The 17514-nt window shown below is 64.7% G+C and carries 11 protein-coding genes; 5 read left to right on the forward strand and 6 right to left on the reverse strand.

Features of this window, described 5'->3' with window-relative positions; genetic code table 11:
• Positions 1–173: 173 nt before the first annotated feature.
• The 3 genes from NCR35_RS00770 to NCR35_RS00780 all read left to right on the forward strand — a co-directional run bounded on the left by NCR35_RS00770 (position 174) and on the right by NCR35_RS00780 (position 3448).
• Positions 174–1868 (forward strand): thiamine pyrophosphate-binding protein, encoded by a 1695-nt coding sequence (locus NCR35_RS00770; protein ID WP_250532630.1) that lies wholly within the window; start codon positions 174–176, stop codon positions 1866–1868.
• Positions 1869–2282: 414 nt separating this feature from the next.
• Positions 2283–2840: a PAAR domain-containing protein gene (locus NCR35_RS00775; protein ID WP_250532631.1), complete on the forward strand. Its 558-nt coding sequence runs from the start codon at positions 2283–2285 to the stop codon at positions 2838–2840.
• On the forward strand, positions 2840–3448 hold the full coding sequence (locus tag NCR35_RS00780; RefSeq protein WP_250532632.1) for a T6SS effector amidase Tae4 family protein: 609 nt from the start codon (positions 2840–2842) through the stop codon (positions 3446–3448). Before NCR35_RS00775 ends, NCR35_RS00780 begins: the two co-directional genes overlap by 1 nt.
• Before the next feature lie 301 nt (positions 3449–3749).
• Here NCR35_RS00780 and NCR35_RS00785 read toward each other — a convergent pair whose 3' ends face one another.
• Together NCR35_RS00785 and putA are read right to left on the reverse strand one after the other, a co-directional pair.
• Positions 3750–4898: a branched-chain amino acid ABC transporter substrate-binding protein gene (locus NCR35_RS00785; protein WP_244847519.1), complete on the reverse strand. Its 1149-nt coding sequence runs from the start codon at positions 4896–4898 to the stop codon at positions 3750–3752.
• A gap of 98 nt (positions 4899–4996) precedes the next feature.
• Positions 4997–8926 carry a trifunctional transcriptional regulator/proline dehydrogenase/L-glutamate gamma-semialdehyde dehydrogenase gene (putA, locus tag NCR35_RS00790; protein ID WP_250532633.1) on the reverse strand — a complete coding sequence of 1310 codons (3930 nt, stop codon included), beginning with the start codon at positions 8924–8926 and terminating at the stop codon, positions 4997–4999.
• A gap of 296 nt (positions 8927–9222) precedes the next feature.
• Here putA and NCR35_RS00795 point away from each other — a divergent pair, with 296 nt between their 5' ends.
• Positions 9223–9384, forward strand: a complete 162-nt coding sequence (locus NCR35_RS00795; RefSeq protein ID WP_175938639.1) for a hypothetical protein — start codon at positions 9223–9225, stop codon at positions 9382–9384.
• Between the two features lie 24 nt (positions 9385–9408).
• Here NCR35_RS00795 and NCR35_RS00800 read toward each other — a convergent pair whose 3' ends face one another.
• Together NCR35_RS00800 and hemE are read right to left on the reverse strand one after the other, a co-directional pair.
• Positions 9409–11652: a primosomal protein N' gene (locus NCR35_RS00800; RefSeq protein WP_250532634.1), complete on the reverse strand. Its 2244-nt coding sequence runs from the start codon at positions 11650–11652 to the stop codon at positions 9409–9411.
• A 447-nt stretch (positions 11653–12099) separates the two neighbouring features.
• Entirely contained in the window at positions 12100–13197 is a 1098-nt protein-coding gene (gene hemE / locus NCR35_RS00805; RefSeq protein ID WP_250532635.1) for a uroporphyrinogen decarboxylase, read from the reverse strand.
• 198 nt (positions 13198–13395) lie between these two features.
• Between hemE and NCR35_RS00810 the strand changes: the two genes are divergently transcribed.
• Positions 13396–14208: a transporter substrate-binding domain-containing protein gene (locus NCR35_RS00810; protein ID WP_502801635.1), complete on the forward strand. Its 813-nt coding sequence runs from the start codon at positions 13396–13398 to the stop codon at positions 14206–14208.
• Between the two features lie 4 nt (positions 14209–14212).
• Here the strand turns inward: NCR35_RS00810 and NCR35_RS00815 are convergent, their stop codons facing one another.
• Both NCR35_RS00815 and NCR35_RS00820 read right to left on the reverse strand, forming a co-directional pair.
• Positions 14213–15160 (reverse strand): alpha/beta hydrolase, encoded by a 948-nt coding sequence (locus tag NCR35_RS00815; protein WP_250532637.1) that lies wholly within the window; start codon positions 15158–15160, stop codon positions 14213–14215.
• 622 nt (positions 15161–15782) lie between these two features.
• Positions 15783–17513, reverse strand: a complete 1731-nt coding sequence (locus NCR35_RS00820; RefSeq protein ID WP_250532638.1) for an AMP-binding protein — start codon at positions 17511–17513, stop codon at positions 15783–15785.
• Position 17514 lies beyond the last annotated feature (1 nt).

Consider the following 17514-nt stretch of genomic DNA (forward strand, 5'->3'; position numbering starts at 1 on the left):
CAGGGGTATTTCGACTGATGGACGACGTCCGGGCGTTCCGGCGGCGCCGAGGCGGGAAAAGATTCCGCTTGGATTTCGCTTCGCAGCGGACAACGGGCCTCGCGGCGGCGTAAGCTTTAGGGCTCAGTGCGCAATGCCGGCTTCGGCCGCAATACAACAGGAGACTTGACCGCATGACCTCCGACGCTTCCTCCGCTCTTTCCCGTCAGACCACCGGCGCGCGTCTCGTCGTGGATGCACTCGCGCATCACGGCGTCGAACGCGTCTTTTGCGTGCCGGGCGAGAGCTTTCTCGCCGTCCTCGATTCACTGCACGACGAGACCGCGCAGATCCAGACCATCGTGTGCCGCCACGAGGCGGGCGCGGCGAACATGGCCGAAGCCGTCGGCAAGCTGACCGGACGGCCGGGCGTCGCCATCGTGACGCGCGGGCCGGGCGCGACGCACGCGTCCATCGGCGTGCACACCGCGTATCAGGACTCGACGCCGATGATCCTGCTCATCGGCCAATGCGCGCGCGACCATATGGATCGCGAGGCGTTTCAGGAGATCGACTACCGCCGCATGTTCGGGCAGATGGCGAAGTGGGTCGCGCAGATCGACGATCCGCGTCGCGTGCCGGAATACATGAGCCACGCGTTCCACGTGGCGACGGCGGGCCGGCCCGGGCCGGTCGTGCTCGCGCTGCCCGAGGACATGCTGACCGAAGCATGCGAAGCCGTGCCGCCCGCGCCGCATTACCAGCGCGTCGCGGCGTCGCCCGCGCCCGCGCAGATGGAGCGGCTGCGCGATCTGCTGGGGAATGCGAAGAAGCCGTTCGTGATCGCGGGCGGCAGCGGCTGGACCGAAGCGGCGACGCAGGATTTCGCCCGCTTCATCGAGCGATGGCAACTGCCGGCGGGCTGCGCGTTCCGCTTCCAGGACACGCTGAACAACGAGCACCCGAACTATGCGGGCGATGTGGGCCTCGGCATCAATCCGGCGCTGGCCGCCCGCGTACGCGATGCCGACGTGCTCTTCGTGCTCGGCCCGCGCATGGGCGAATCGACGACGGGCGGCTACACATTGCTCGACATCCCGAAGACGAAGCAGACGCTCATCCACGTTCATCAGGGCGCGGAGGAACTGGGGCGCGTGTATAGCGCGGATTTGCCGATCGTTTCGGGGATGCCGGAGATCGCGTCGCTGCTGGCTTCATTGGAACCGCCTGCCGAGATTGCCTGGGCCGGAAGCGCCGAAGCCGCGCATGCCGCGTATCTCGAGTGGCGCAAGCCGCGCCCGATGCTTGGCGACGTCCAGCTCGGCGAGATCATGCGCACGCTCTCGGAGCGCCTGCCCGCCGACGCGATTCTCACGAACGGCGCGGGGAATTACGCGACGTGGCTGCATCGGCACTACGCGTACCGGCACTTCCGCTCGCAGGTTGCTCCGACGAGCGGCGCGATGGGTTACGGCGTGCCGGCCGCGATCGCGGCGAAGTCGCTTTATCCGGAGCGCACGGTGATCGCCTTTGCGGGCGACGGCTGCTTCATGATGGCGAGCCATGAGATCGCGACGGCCATGCAATATGGACTGGCGGTGATTTTCGTGGTGGTGAACAACGCGCAGTACGGCACGATCCGCATGCATCAGGAGCGGCACTATCCGCATCGCGTGCATGGTACGGGGCTGACGAACCCGGATTTCGTCGCGTATGCGCGGGCGTTTGGGGCGCACGGGGAGCGGGTCGAGGCGACCGAGCAGTTCATGCCGGCGTTCGAGCGCGCGGTGGGTTCGGGGCTGCCTGCGGTCATCGAGATTCGTATTCCGCAGGATCAGAGCACGCCCGGGGCGACGTTGGAGCAGGTGCGGGAGCAGGGAAAGAAGTGAGTTGTCGCTGGTTGGCTGCGCGGGACATTTGAAAACCACCCCAAGCGTCGGACATAGCGCCGGCTCTTGGGGAAGCGTTCGGCCCTAGCGGCTGATTACCTCTTCAAACAAGTAGCGCATGGCTGCCGGTTCTGGGGCGGCCAGCCGTTTTCGCGAACGCGCCGATAAGAGGCGCGCGTATTCGGTGAAGCGGCAATTCGACGATCATGAAACCTCCGACTAAGGCCCTTACTGCGCGTCGATCCCATGGGCGTCGTGAAGAATTGTAATTTCGGCGCTCATTTTGCGGTTGCCGCGGCCCCATCGTTCGTTTGGTTAGTACGCTAGCAGTCGGCCCTGCGAAAGCGGTCGATATATTAAGGCCGCTGCACCAGGCAACTATCAAGCATAACGAATCAATACCCGAGGCCGCTCATGATGCGACGAATCGCAGTAGTTGGCGACATGCTCAGTAACGGCGGTGAAATTCGCCGTCAGGTGGAAATGCCATTCACAATGGGCAGTGAGGGACATCAGGCCGCGCTCATCAATGGATCGGCGTACTGCCCCGCCTGTAAAACTACCGGCTACATCGCCAAAGCCGGCGGTCCTCGTCGCATGACCCTCGGCAAGAGTCAGATTGCGCTAGACGAAGACTTGGTCATCTGCGGCTGTCCCGAGCATCCTCACATCGTGGCGAAACGCGCGGGAGAAGCGTGGTACGACGATCTGGCCGATATCGTTGGGTCGATCGGCTCCGCAAACGTGGCCGGTACAGATAGCGCGTGGATGAGTGCGGGCGCTTTCGATGAGTGCGTATGTGCCTCGAACGTCCCGGAGGGCTACCCGTACCTGATATCGAAAGCAGACGGAGAAAGCCGGTGCGGCCGGACTGACAGTACTTGCCGCTTGCCTCGCATATACACCGGCAGTGCGGAGACTTACGAGATTCACTGGGGCGACGATGCTCTGAGCCACAAGGATTGGAAGTAATGCCGAACGCAAAAACCATCGTCCAAACCAACCGAATCCCCGGCTCGGTAAAACTCGTGAATCTAAGAGTGGTCTCGTTCGCCGAACTATGGGCCGCCTATCCGAAGTCTGCGCCCTGCATTGATCCATCAACTGGAAAAGCTGCATTCGAAGACGAATGCGCAATTCGTTTCGGAGCATGCCTGGCCGCAGTCGGCATTACAAATAAATCGTTCAAGGGAGAAACTTGCTGGTTTCGCGGTCATCCCCGAAGCCATATGCTTCGCGCAAAGGAAGTAGCGCAATGGCTGGGCTTGCAGCCATTCGCCGGTTGCCCGCCGCCCGAGACCGTTACGGGCGAAGACTGGAAAGACAAGATCACAGGCCGTACCGGTATCGCTTTCTTCGGCAGCTATTGGCGGCGCTCGCTCAAAGAGAGACAACCGAGCGGCGACCACATCGACCTGTGGGACGGACAGCGCCTTACGCCGAGCACGGAGACTACTTTGAGATTCGGCCTTGGCATTTCGCACGTATGGAACCCGCTCTCTGCCATCGGTATCGGACCCGAGAATTTCTACTCGGACCTCTCGCAGGCGAAGACGATTCTATTCTGGGAAATAAAGTGAAGCGCGCGCTTCTTTATGCCGGACTATTAGTCTGTGGCGCGCTCGTCGCCGGTTTCACTAGCTTGTATCTCGCGCTACCGGATTCCAACACACCCTGCGGCGATGAATGCGGCGGTCGGGCGCTGGCGACGGCACTTGAAAGCGCGGCAGTGGGAGCGCTTGTATTCTTAGTTGCCGGCACCTGCCTGCTGCGCCACCGGCGACGTGGTCGAATCTAGGGAAGGCGAGCGCTCCATCTAAGACAAACGGCCCGCCGCGCTTGCGCACGCCGGGCCGTTTCCTCAAACGCTGCGACTAAGGCTTACTTCCCGCCCACGCTCTGCAACGTCGTCCACTTCCCACCGACGACCTTGTACAGCGTAATCCCGCCGTTCTTCAGATCGCCCTTCGCGTCGTACGCGAGGTGGTTCGTGGTCACGCCTTGCATGTCGGTCTTCGCGAGCACCGGCAGATACTTCGCCGGGTCCGTCGAGTTGGCCGCCTTCATTGCGGTGAACATGGCCATCGCGCCGTCGTACGCGTACGGCGAGTACGTCTGCACGTCTTCGTTGAAGCGCTTCTTGTACTTCGCTTCGTACGCCGCGCCGCCCGGCATTTCGTTCATCGGCAAGCCGGCGAGCGATGCCACCGTGCCTTCCGCCGACTCGCCCGCGATCTTGATGAACGTGTCGGTCTTCACCATTTCGCCCGCCATCAGCGGCGCTCGGAAGCCGAGCGTCTTCATCTGCTTGACCATCGGCGCGGCCTGCGAATCGGCGCCGCCGTAGTACACGAGGTCCGGATTCATCGACTTGATCTTGGTCAGAATCGCCTTGAAGTCGACAGCCTTGTCGTTCGTGAATTCGCGATCGACGATCGTGCCGCCCGCCGCCTTCGCCGCCTTCTCGAACTGGTCGGCAAGACCCTGGCCGTACGCCGTGCGGTCGTCGACGATGGCGATCTTCTTCACCTTCAGGTTCTTCACCGCGAACTCACCCGCGACCGAGCCTTGCTGCGTGTCCGAGGTCATCATGCGGAACGCGGTCTTGAAGCCCTGCGTCGTGTATTCCGGCGCGGTGGCCATCGCGATTTCGGGGATGCCAGCGTTCGCGTAAATGCGCGATGCCGGAATGGTCGTGCCCGAGTTGAAGTGGCCGAGCATGCCCTTGATGCCGTCGTCCACGAGCTTCTGCGCGACGGTCGTGCCCGTGCGCGGGTCGGCCTGGTCGTCCGCCGAATCCAGCACGATGCGAACCGGCTTGCCGCCGATCACCGGCTTCGTCGCGTTGAAGTCTTCGACCGCGAGCGTGATGCCGTTCTGGAAGTCCTTGCCGTAGTGAGCCTGCGCGCCGGTCATCGGGCCGGCGAAGCCGACCTTCACCTCGTCTGCCTGCTGTGCGAATGCGGTCCCCGCGAACGACAGGCCGGCGAGCGTCATGGCGGCTGCCAGCTTGGTCATCGTGTGCTTCATAGCTTCTCCTAATACCAGTGTGGATGGCAGCTTATTGCCGGGATCGCCGTGCCTGCTGCCGTTTGTTTTGAATTTGTCTGAACCGGGCGCCGCAAGTCTCAACCGATCGTCATCAAATTCGCGTTACCGCCCGCCGCCGCCGTGTTCACGCTCACCGAGCGTTCCGTCAGCAGACGTTCGAGCGCGTAGTCTTCGCCGTCGTGGCCAGCGTCGGCGAACGTGCCCGCCGCGACGCCCTGCACCGATACGATCGGCCCCGGGCGCTTGGCGACTTCCTTCACCAGCGACAGCAGTTCGTCACTGTCGCCTTCGAACAGCACGGCATCGTAGCCGGCTGCCGGATCCTTGCTCACCGACGCATGCGCCTTGAGCGCGGGCGGCAGCGATGCGACCAGTTGCTCGCCCGCCGATCCCGCGAAAAGCGCCTTGTTGCCGGTCGCCAGCACGGCGGCGAACTGTGCGCGCGCGCCGCTCGCCGTCGATGCCACGCAGAACACGGTGCCGCGCGCGCTCAACGTGTACGTGTTGCGCTCGCCCGTCGGACCCGACAGCACGGCCGTCGCGCCCGCCAGCACATGTTGCAGATAACCGTCGCAACGCGCGGCCGTCTGCGGATCGCGTTCGCCGATGGCCCAGTCGCGCAACGCGGTGAGCGCGGCGGCGGGCGTGCTGGCGGACGGCGTCTCATCGACGACGAGCGTGCTCGCGAGCGACTTCGGCAAGCCGGTCGGGCGCTTGGCAAGCAAACGCTGCAGATACAGCGCGCCGCCCGCCTTCGGACCCGTGCCCGACAAACCTTCGCCGCCGAACGGCTGCACGCCGACCACTGCGCCGATCACGTTGCGGTTCACGTAGATGTTGCCCACGTGCGCGCGCTGAATGACATGCGCGATGGTTTCGTCGATCCGCGTATGGATGCCCAGCGTGAGTCCGTACCCCGTCGAGCGAATTTGGTCGAGGAGTTTATCAAGAGACGCACGGCGGTAACGCACCACATGCAGCACCGGCCCGAACACTTCGCGCTTCAGCTCGTCGATGCTTTCCAGCTCGATAAGCGTCGGCGGCACGAACGTGCCTTGGGCGCACGCATCGGGCAGCGGCTGCTGCACGACCTTGCGGCCCTTCTCGCGCATCGCCGCAATGTGCGCGTCGATGCTGCGCTTCGCGTCGGCGTCGATCACCGGACCGACATCCACCGACAGGCGATCCGGATTGCCCACGGCGAGCTGCTTCATCGCGCCGGTCAGCATGTCGAGCGTGCGGTCGGCGACATCGTCCTGCAGACAAAGAACGCGCAGCGCCGAGCAGCGTTGACCGGCCGAATCGAACGAAGACTGCATCACGTCCGCGACGACCTGTTCCGCGAGCGCGGATGAATCGACGATCATCGCGTTCTGGCCGCCGGTTTCCGCGATGAGCGGGATCGGGCGGCCATCGGAATCGAGGCGCTCCGAGAGCGTCTTGTTGATGAGGCGCGCGACTTCGGTGGAGCCGGTGAACATGACGGCGCGCGTGCGAGCATCGGCGACGAGCGCCGCGCCGACGGTTTCGCCATCGCCCGGCAGCAGTTGCACCGCGCCCGCCGGCACGCCGGCTTCGCGCAGAATGCGCACGGCTTGCGCGGCGATCAGCGGCGTCTGCTCGGCGGGTTTCGCGAGCACCGGATTGCCCGCCGCGAGCGCGGCCGCGACCTGACCCATGAAGATGGCCAGCGGGAAATTCCACGGGCTGATGCACACCACCGGCCCGAGCGGGCGATGCGTGTCGTTCGAAAACTCCGCGCGAATCTGCGACGCGTAATAGCGCAGGAAATCGACGGCTTCGCGAATTTCGGCGATCGCGTTCGGCAGCGACTTGCCCGCTTCGCGCACGACGAGGCCCATTAGCGTGTGCATCTGCGCTTCGAGCAGGTCGGCGGCGCGCGAGAGGCAATCCGCGCGGTCTTCGACGGGCGTCGCCTGCCAGATCGGCGCGGCGGCCACCGCGTTCGCGAGCGCCGCGCTCACCTGTTGCGACGACGCCTCGACCACGGTGCCGACGACATCGCGATGATCCGCCGGATTGCGAATCTCGCGCGCGACGCCGTTTTGCGGGTCGTCGCGTTCCAGCATCGGCACGGCCTGCCACGGATGATTCGCGCTCGCGAGCAGCGCCGACGACAGCGACGCCAGCCGGTGCTCGTTCGAAAGATCGAGGCCCATCGAATTGAGGCGCTCGTTGCCGTACAGCTGACGCGGCAGCGGAATCTTGGCGTGCGGCGCGCCGAGCGGCGTGATGGCTTGCGCTTCGTCGATCGGATCGCGCACGAGGTCCTTCACCGGAACGGACTCATCCGCGATGCGGTTCACGAACGACGTGTTCGCGCCGTTTTCCAAAAGACGCCGCACCAGATACGCGAGCAGCGTTTCGTGCGTGCCGACCGGCGCATACACGCGGCACGGACGGTTCAGCTTGTCGCGGCCGGTGACTTCCTCGTACAGCGGCTCGCCCATGCCGTGCAGGCACTGGAACTCGTACTGGCCGGGATAGTAGTTCTGGCCCGCGAGGTGATAGATGGCCGACAGCGTGTACGCGTTGTGCGTCGCGAATTGCGGATAGACGGCATCCGGCGCGCCGAGCAGCTTCTTCGCGCACGCGAGATACGAGATGTCCGTATAGATCTTGCGCGTGTAGACCGGGTAGCCTTCGAGGCCGTCCACTTGCGCGCGCTTGATTTCGGTATCCCAGTACGCGCCTTTGACGAGACGAATCATCAAGCGATGACGGCTGCGGCGCGCGAGATCCACCAGATAGTCGATGACGAACGGGCAACGCTTCTGATACGCCTGCACCACGAAGCCGATGCCGTTCCAGCCCGCGAGTTCCGGATCGAAGCACAGCGCTTCGAGCAGATCGAGCGAGAGTTCGAGACGGTCGGCTTCCTCGGCGTCGATGTTCAGGCCGATGTCATAGCGGCGCGCGAGTTGCGCCAGCGCGCGCACGCGCGGCAGCAGTTCGCTCATCGTGCGCTCCTGCTGCGAGCGCGAGTAACGCGGATGCAGCGCCGACAGTTTGATCGAAATGCCCGGGCCTTCGTAGATGCCGCGCCCGCCGGCCGCCTTGCCGATCGCGTGGATGGCCTGCTCGTAGGACGCGTAGTAACGCTGCGCGTCTTCTTCGGTCGTCGCGGCTTCGCCGAGCATGTCGTACGAATAACGGAAACCGCGCGCTTCGAACTTGCGGCTGTTCGCGAGCGCTTCGGAGATGGTCTCGCCGGTGACGAACTGCTCGCCCATCAGACGCATCGCCATATCGACGCCCTTGCGGATCAGCGGCTCGCCGCCCTTGCCGATCATGCGCGTAAGCGCCGACGAGAGGCCGGCTTCGCTGTTCGTCGTCACGAGCTTGCCGGTGATCATCAGGCCCCACGTCGCGGCGTTGACGAACAACGACGGCGCCTGGCCCATGTGCGAGCGCCAGTCGCCCTTGCTGATCTTGTCGCGAATGAGCGCGTCGCGCGTGGCGCGGTCGGGAATGCGCAAGAGCGCCTCGGCGAGACACATCAGCGCCACGCCTTCCTGACTCGACAGCGAGAATTCGTGGATCAGCCCTTCCACGCCGCCGCCCTTGCTCTTCGCGCGCAGCGTTTCGACGAGCTTCGTCGCGAGCTTTTCGGTGTCGCCGGCAACGGTGGCCGGCAGTCGCGCCTGACCGATCAGAAACGGCACGCACTCCGGCTCCGGACGGCGATACGCCGCCGTGATGGCCGCGCGCAGCACGGACTGCGGTTGCACGTTCTGCGCGAAGTCCAGGAACGGATGCGGCGCACCGTCTTCGTCGCCTTCGACAGTCGCGGCGTCGCTCATTTCAGATGTGCCGTTCACGCCCGAGAGTTCCGGCGGAAGCTGGCCGTGCTCGATCCGCTCCAGGTACGCGAAGATCGCCTGCTTGATCAGCCAGTGAGGGGTGCGTTCCAGCCGCGTGGCGGCGTCTTTCAGCCGGGACCGCAGCAAATCGTCGACTTTCACGCCAAGGGTTGTGCTCGCCATATTTCCTTCGTTTGCCGGTCACGCTTACCCGGCCAGGGACCTAAAAGTTGGCGAATCGTACCCCGCTGATTTAAAAGGTGCAACCAGCATTTTCGAGACGGTTGCACCGCCGCCAAACCGTTGTGAGGCGGGCGTCTCGGCTGTTTTTCGGATGCTTGTCCGGTGGCGGAAATCGCCTAGTAGTTTCCCTAACCCGAGGTTTTTTGGGACAACCCCTAAGTAAATGCGTCCCCGCTGCCGATATAAAGCGATGCGCGCCGTCCGGCGCTACAAAAGCAGCTACGGGGAACGACAACATGAGCACGTGGATGGTGGTGGTCGGGGTTTGGGCGATGTTCGCGCTTTGCATGGTGCTGTTCGTGCGCGGGGCGTCGTCGCGTACGCATCATGTCGACGATACGCGCGACGAGGCGACGCCGGTTCGCGGCGGCGCGGAGGCATCGCGCGCGAAAGTCTGACGAGCGGCGGGCGGCCCGCCGCGATTAAACGTCGAGCGGGTCGACTTCCACGTTCCAGCGCAGCACGCCTTTGAGCGAGCGCAGCACCGGCTGCCACGCTCGCAGCGCCGTTTGCAGCGCGGCGCGCGAGCCGCTTTCCAGCAGCAGTTGCGCGCGGTGCACGTTGAAGACCTTGACGATGGTGAGCGGCACGGGATCGTAGACGGTCACGCGGTCCGAGCCGGGCAACGGCGCGAACGCGGCGGCGGCGTCTTCGAGAAACGCGATCGCGGCTTCGAGCGTGCGGCCTTCAGCGCGCAGCATCGCCTGATAGACGAAGGGCGGCAGGCGCGCGTCCCGTCGCTCGGCAAGCGTGGCGTTCGCGAATCCGACGTAGTCTTGTCGCGACAAAGCGAGATAAAGCGCGTGGCGCGGATAGCGCGTCTGGATCAGCACTTCGCCGGGCAGCCCGGCGCGGCCGGCGCGGCCGCTCACCTGTGTCAGTTGCGCGAAGAGCCGCTCGCTCGCGCGGAAGTCGTGCGAAAAGAGCGCCGTGTCCGCGTTCAGCACGCCGACGAGCGTGACACGCCGGAAATCGTGTCCTTTCGCGATCATCTGCGTGCCGACGAGAATATCGACCTCGCCCGCGTGGACGTCCGAAAACAGCGCCTGCGCGCTGCCTTTGCGCCGCGTGCTGTCGGCGTCGATACGCAGCACGCGCGCGCCCGGCACCACGCTCGCGAGCGTTTCCTCGACGCGCTGCGTGCCACGGCCCATCGGCGCGATATCGATGTTGCCGCAATCCGGGCACGACTTCGGAATGCGCGACTCCCAGCCGCAGTGGTGGCAGCGCAGCGCACGCTCGGGCTTATGCAGCACCGCATAGGCGCTGCAACGCGGGCAGCCCGCGACCCAGCCGCAGGCATCGCACGAGAGAATCGGCGCGTAGCCGCGTCGGTTCAGAAACACGAGGCTTTGCTCGCCGCGCTCCAGCCGCGACTTCAGCGCCGCGATGAGCGGTCCTGACAGCCCTTCGACCGACGCCCGGCCGCGCCTGTGTTCTTCTTCCAGATCGATGAGCCGCACGGTCGGCAGCACAGCGTCGGTCACGGCGCGGCGCGTCAACGTGAGTCGCGTGTAGCGGCCCTGCTCGGCCTGCCACCACGTTTCGAGCGAGGGCGTCGCGGACCCCAGCACCACCGGAATTTCCAGTTGCTTCGCGCGATAGACCGCCAGATCGCGCGCCGAGTAGCGCAAGCCTTCCTGCTGCTTGTAGGCCGGATCGTGTTCCTCGTCGACGACGATCATCGCGAGCCGTGGCATCGACGCGAGAATGGCGAGCCGCGTGCCGAGCACGATGCGCGCGCTGCCGGTGTGGGCCGCGAGCCAGTTGCGCGCGCGCTCGCCTTCGGCCAGGCCGCTGTGCATGGTGACGATGGAATCCGGCGGGAGCGCGGCGAATCGTTGGCGAAAGGCCGCTTCGAACTGCGGCGTGAGGTTGATTTCCGGGACGAGGACGAGCGCCTGCGCGTCGGGCCGCGACGCGAGCAACGCGGCCAGCGCGTGGAGATAGACCTCGGTCTTGCCGCTGCCGGTCACGCCGTGGAGCAGGAACGGCGCGAACTCCTGAGCGCCCGCGATGGCATCGACGGCTTCGCGTTGTTCGTCGGTGAGTTGCGGGAGCGACGCCCCGCCGGTCGGCGATGACGGCGCGTCGGGCCGCGTCGGTTCGCTTGGCGCGGCCCGTTCGATCCAGCCGCGCGCGAGCCAGTCGTCGAAAGTGGCGGACGCCTTCGGATGCAGCGCGCGGGCGTCCGATACGGTCAACAACTCATGTTCCGCGAGCGCCGCGGCGAGACGGCGCAGCGCGTGGGCGCGAACGGGCAGCGCGTCGGGGAGCGCATCGCGACCAGCGGGCAGCAGCCGAAAACGCTCCTCGACCGCGAGCAGCCGATCCCACCGCGACGCGTCGCGCAAGGCTTGCGGAAGCGCCGGCAGCGCCACTTCGCCGAGCCCGCGCTGGTAGTATTCCGCCGCGAAATGCGCGAGCGCGATCCACTGCGCGGAAAGCGGCGGGCATTCGCGGCAGATGCGTGTCACGTCGCGCAGTTTGTTCGGCGGCACCTCGGTCTCGGACGTGATCTCGCAGATCAGCCCGACGACGTCGCGCCGTCCGAACGGCACCTCGACGAGTGCGCCGACGGACGGTTCGCCGGCCAGCGCATAGCGGTAGTCGAACAGCACGGGCATGGGCTGATCGACGGCAACGCGCACGAAGACGTCCGTCATCGCGTGAAGCGTCCGCAAGGCCCGGCACTGCGGGCGTGAGACGGCGGTGCAAGCCTCGCGCGGACGAAGTTAATGTGAAACGTCAACGTCGCCGGGAAGTGTCCGGTTTTTTTTGGTTTTCCGCCGCTTTCCACAGCCCTGTGGATAACTTTGTTGAGAAGTTCCGCGCGGTCCGCCGCAAAGAATGTCGCGGATCGCTTGCGTGCGTTTGCCCACATATCGGACAAGACTCTTATAAGTTGTGTGGAATCAGCGACTTACAGCAAGAATAGCCGGCTTTTATGGGCTATGGGCGGCGATACGTCTGATGGCGCGATGCAACGAACAAAATGTGCATAAGTCCACCTTGACATCGCAAGAGACCGCGAACCGCGGGCAGTCCCGAAAGCCGACGTACGCGCCCGCCATGGACGAGCATCGACGCCCGCTGCGCCGCAGCATCGCTGATTATCGCGAGGCGCCCTGCGCGCGCATGGCGCGACTGTACCCATGCACCTCGTCGACCAGTTCCGCGACGTGTTCCGGCGGCGTGAACTGCGAAATGCCGTGTCCCAGATTGAACACGTGGCCCGGGAAATTCCCGAAGCTGTCCAGGACGCCGCGCGCTTCGGCGCGAATCGCCTCGGGCGGCGCGAAGAGCACGGCCGGATCGATATTGCCTTGTAGCGCCACTCGACCGCCGACGCGCTCACGTGCCGCGCCCAGGTTCACTGTCCAGTCGAGGCCGACCGCATCCACGCCCGTGGCGGCGATCTCCTCAAGCCACAGCCCGCCGCCCTTCGTGAACGTGATGACCGGCACCCGCGCCCCGTCGTGTTCGCGCTTCAGACCGGCGACGACCTTCGAAATGTAGTCGAGCGAAAAGCGTTGATACGCGCCGTCGGCGAGCGCCCCGCCCCACGTATCGAAGACCATGACGGCCTGCGCGCCCGCCTCGATCTGCGCGTTCAGATACGCGGTCACGGCTTGCGCATTGATGTCGAGAATGCGGTGCATGAGGTCGGGCCGCGCGTAAGCCATCGCCTTTACGGTCCGGTGATCATCGGAGCCGCCGCCTTCGACCATGTAACACGCGAGCGTCCACGGGCTGCCGGAAAAACCGATGAGCGGCACCTTCTGGCGGCCTTGCGCGTCGGTGAGCGCGCGGCGGATCTGGCTCACGGCGTCGGTCACATAGCGCAGCGTCGCGCCGATGTCCGGCACCGAAAGACGCTTTACGTCGTCTTCGGTGCGCACCGTGCGTTCGAAACGCGGACCTTCGCCCTGGACGAAGTTCAGGCCAAGGCCCATCGCGTCCGGCACAGTGAGGATGTCGGAGAAAAGAATCGCGGCGTCGAGCGGATAGCGTTCGAGCGGTTGCAGCGTGACCTCGGTGGCGAAATCCGGGTTCTTCGCGAGGCCGAGGAAGCTGCCGGCGCGCGAGCGCGTGGCGTTGTATTCGGGCAGATAACGGCCGGCCTGACGCATCAGCCAGATCGGCGTGTATTCGGTCGGCTGGCGCAGCAGCGCACGCAAGAAGGTGTCGTTGAGAAGAGTGTGTGCCACGTCGCTCGGTGCCGAAGCCTGAAGAATCGTCCATTCTACCGGACCGGCTGCCCGTTTTCGCGGCAGCGCGGCGGCAAATCGGCGCGCGTCGCGGCGATTTCGAGATGATTTGCAGACGCGCGGACGCTCGTTATCATCGATGGCCGCCGGCGTCGTCGCGGCCCACCACAACTAGAACCAGGAGCATCGATGAAACGCATGTCCTTCCGTCTCGCCGCCTGCGCGCTGACTTGGCCGCTTCTCGCATCGAACGTCACGCACGCCCAGACCGTTCAGGGCGGCAGCGTCGTGCAGGCCGCGCCCGCGTACGCCTCGCGGCTCGACGAAGTGCTCGCGCGCCACACGCTGCGCGTCTGCACGACCGGCGACTACAAACCGTATTCGTTCTTGCGGGCGGACGGTCAGTTCGAAGGCATCGACATCGATCTTGCCGACAGCCTCGCGAAATCGCTCGGCGCGAAAGCCGATTACGTCAAAACGTCGTGGTCGAATCTGATGAACGACTTCGTCGCCAAGTGCGATATCGCGGTCGGCGGCGTGTCGACGACGCTCGAGCGGCAGAGGCGCGGGTTTTTCACCGCGCCGTACATGGAAGACGGCAAGACGCCGATCGTGCGTTGCGGCGACGTCGACAAGTATCAGACCGTCGCGCAGATCGACCAGCCGAACGTGCGCACGATCGTCAATCCGGGCGGCACCAACGAACGCTTCGCGAAGCAATACTTCTCGCACTCGCAGCTGATCGAGTATCCGGACAACGTGACGATCTTCAAGCAGATACTCGACGGCCGCGCCGACGTCATGGTCACGGACGCCTCCGAGACGCTGCTTCAGCAGAAGCTGAATCCCGGTCTGTGCTCGGTGCATCAGGACAAGCCGTTCCAGTTCGGCGAGAAGGCGTATCTGCTGCCGCGCGGGGACGTCGCGTGGCAACAGTATGTCGATCAATGGCTGCACCTCGCGCGTTCGACCGGCGAGTTCCAGACTGTCGTCGACAAGTGGTTGAAGTAACGCGTCAGCGTTCCGCGCGCAGCAGTTCGCCCGCGCGCTCGCCGGTTCGCCGCAACCAGTCGAGCGCCGCGCCGGACTGCGCATGCAGGCGGCCGAAGCCGTGCGTCATGTTGGTCGCGTCGATCATCTCGACGCGACCGCCGTTCGCTTCGAGGAAACGCTGAAGCTCGTAGGCGTCGTCGTAGAGCGGATCATAGGCGGCCGCCACGATCAAGGCGCGCGCGGGCGTCCGCTCGTACGGCTCGGCAAGCGGGAACGCGCGAACGTCGTGCTCGTCGGGCGCTGCGCCGGACAGAAACTGCGTCCAGTACCAGCGCATTTCGTCGTTGGTGAGACCCGGCCCGTTGGCATTGGCGAGACAGCTCGGGCTGTCGAACTGGCGGCGCATCACCGGATACAGCAGCAGTTGCATGTTGACCAGGCCCGCTACGCGCTGATTCGCGCCGCGCGCCGCGACGACCGCCAGATGCGCGCCGGCGCTGTCGCCGCCGACGCCCAGCCTGTCCGTCGCGAAACCGAGCCGCGAACGATGTTCCGCCAACCACAGAAGCGCGTCCAGTGCGTCGTCGCACGGAGCCGGGAATGGATGCTCCGGCGCGAGCCGATAATCGACGCTCGCGACGGCACACTGCGCGTCGAGCGCGAGCCGCGCGACGAGGCCGTCGTGCGTCTCGATGTCACCCACCACCCAGCCGCCGCCGTGGAAGTAGACAAGCAACGGCAGCGGTCCGCTTGCCGCCTTCGGCCGATAGATGCGCGCGGCAAGCGAGCGGCTTTGTAAAGAAACGTCAATGTCCTCGACGGCGATGGCGTCGTCGCGCGCGCCCGAGTACGCCTGGGCGACCGCCTTGAACCGCTGGCGCACAGCGGACGCATCCGCATCGGGTCCGAGCGGCGGGAACGCTTCCGCGACGCGGCCGTAATAGTGAAGAAGGTCCGAATCGATGGTCAATGCACGTCTCCAATTAGTGATTTGCGTAGTCACGGCGCATTGAAAACACACCAAAAAATCGTTTTCATGCGTCCGCCCGTGCTATTTTTCTGAGGAATAGCGAAATCGGCCGCCGCCGTTTAAACTGTATTTTGCACTGACCTCGGGGCAAAAGAACAAATGGCCTGATTAACTCGCAATAAGTGCCCAGACATTAGCGGTTTCAGGCGAGAATGTTTAGCTCGGCGATTACGCACTTTGGGTTACAACCTGAAACACTTTGTTACGGCCATCGTCAATCAATTCGCCCACAATCTGTTCAAACGGTTTCAACACGGGTGGTCTCGATTGCGCGGCGGAAATCGCAACGCAAATCGCAAGCCGGCATGTCCCGGCGCTCCGAATAGGGGGCATCCGTGTTGGGATCGTTCTTCGGTTTAAAGGCATAACCGAAGCTCCCACAGTTGGTCTCCTCGCGCTAACCCCGTAGCGTGTGGTTTTTAGCGGGCTCCAGGCCCGCTTTTTTTTCGCCTCGACAAACGTTTGCGCGCTTGCGACGCAGGCGTTTTTCGTATCGTTTGCCCATGACAGAAGGGAGCGCGCTGCGCTCCCTTTGTCTTTCCGCGACCGCGCGGAGGCGTGCTCAGGCGGTCTTCGCTTCGGTCAGCTTCAGTTCGTCGATCATCTGAGCGCGCATCACGAACTTCTGCACCTTGCCGGTGACTGTCATCGGCAACTCGTCGACGAAGCGGATATAGCGCGGAATCTTGTAGTGCGCGATCTGCCCTTCGCAGAAAGCCCGGATCTCCTGCTCAGTCGCCTGCTCACCCGGGCGCACCACGATCCATGCGCAGACTTCCTCGCCGTATTTGGCGTCGGGCACGCCGAAAACCTGAACCGACTGGATCTTGGGATGACGGAACAGGAATTCTTCGATCTCCCGCGGATAAATGTTCTCGCCGCCGCGTATCAGCATGTCCTTCAACCGCCCGACGATATTGCAGTAACCCTCCGCGTCGAGCGTCGCGAGATCGCCGGTGTGCATCCACCCATCGACGATCGCCTCGCGGGTCTTGGCTTCGTCGCCCCAATAGCCCTTCATCACCGAATAACCGCGCGTGCAAAGTTCGCCCGTTTCCCCGACCGGCACGATTTGCCCGAGCGGATCGACGATTTTCACTTCGAGATGCGGCTGAATGCGGCCGACGGTGGCGGTGCGCTTGTCGAGCGGGTCCGTCGTCGAGCTCTGGAACGAAACGGGGCTCGTCTCCGTCATGCCGTACGCGATCGTGATCTCGTTCAGGTGCATCTTCGACACGACGCGCTTCATCGTCTCGATGGGGCACGGCGAGCCCGCCATGATGCCCGTGCGCAGGCGGCTCAGGTCGTATTTCGCGAAATCGGGGTGATCCAGTTCCGCGATGAACATCGTCGGCACGCCGTGCAGCGCGGTGCAGCCCTCTTCGCTAACGGCGGCGAGCGTCGCGGCGGGATCGAATGCTTCGCCGGGAAAGACCATCGCCGCGCCCGTCGATACGCACGCGAGCACCGCCAGCACCATGCCGAAGCAGTGATACAGCGGCACGGGAATGCAGAGGGAATCGGCCTCGGTCAGGCGCATGGCCATCGCGATATAGCGCGCGTTGTTGACGATGTTCCGATGGGTGAGCGTCGCGCCCTTCGGATTGCCGGTGGTACCGCTCGTGAACTGGATGTTGATCGCGTCGTGCGCGTCGAGCTTCGTTTCGAGCGCGTCGAGTCGCGCAGTGTCGAGCGCGGCGCGGCCCCGGCGCATGACGTCGTCGAAATTCAGCATGCCGGGCGTCGTGCCGTCGCCCATGCGAATTACCGTGCGCAGCGCAGGGAGCTTGGCCGCGTGCAGGTCGTTCGGCTCGGCGTCGGACAACTCGGGCGCGAGCGCCTGAAGCATATTCAGATACTTCGATGTCTTGAACTGCTCGGCCGCGATGATCGCCGTGCAGCCGACCTTCTGCAGCGCGTATTCCAGTTCGGCGAGCCGATACGCCGGATTGATGTTCACTAGCACGGCCCCGATGCGCGCGGTGGCGAACTGCGTCAGCAGCCACTCGGCGCGATTCGGCGACCAGATGCCGACGCGATCGCCCGCCTTGAGGCCGAGTTGCAGCAGCGCGGTCGCGAGCGCGTCGACCTCGTTGGCGAACTCGCGCCACGTCCAGCGGATGTTCTGCTCTCGGAACACGACCGCCGGTCGATCGGGAAAGCGCGCGACCGTTTCCAGAAGGAAGCGCGAGACGGTGGCATCGCTGAGAGGGATATCGGTCGCGCCGCGGACATAAGAGAGGCCGTCGCGCGGTTCGATCTGCGCGCCGGCGTGCGTCGGTTCGTGTGCCATC

The organism is Caballeronia sp. AZ10_KS36, assembly GCF_023631105.1.
Classification (GTDB): domain Bacteria; phylum Pseudomonadota; class Gammaproteobacteria; order Burkholderiales; family Burkholderiaceae; genus Caballeronia.

Coding starts and splice junctions, on each gene's coding strand:
- NCR35_RS00770 (WP_250532630.1), top strand. CDS start 174: ATGACCTCCGACGCTTCCTCCGCTCTTTCCCGTCAGACCACCGGCGCG.
- NCR35_RS00775 (WP_250532631.1), top strand. CDS start 2,283: ATGATGCGACGAATCGCAGTAGTTGGCGACATGCTCAGTAACGGCGGT.
- NCR35_RS00780 (WP_250532632.1), top strand. CDS start 2,840: ATGCCGAACGCAAAAACCATCGTCCAAACCAACCGAATCCCCGGCTCG.
- NCR35_RS00785 (WP_244847519.1), bottom strand. CDS start 4,898: ATGAAGCACACGATGACCAAGCTGGCAGCCGCCATGACGCTCGCCGGC.
- putA (WP_250532633.1), bottom strand. CDS start 8,926: ATGGCGAGCACAACCCTTGGCGTGAAAGTCGACGATTTGCTGCGGTCC.
- NCR35_RS00795 (WP_175938639.1), top strand. CDS start 9,223: ATGAGCACGTGGATGGTGGTGGTCGGGGTTTGGGCGATGTTCGCGCTT.
- NCR35_RS00800 (WP_250532634.1), bottom strand. CDS start 11,652: ATGACGGACGTCTTCGTGCGCGTTGCCGTCGATCAGCCCATGCCCGTG.
- NCR35_RS00810 (WP_502801635.1), top strand. CDS start 13,396: ATGTCCTTCCGTCTCGCCGCCTGCGCGCTGACTTGGCCGCTTCTCGCA.
- NCR35_RS00820 (WP_250532638.1), bottom strand. CDS start 17,513: ATGGCACACGAACCGACGCACGCCGGCGCGCAGATCGAACCGCGCGAC.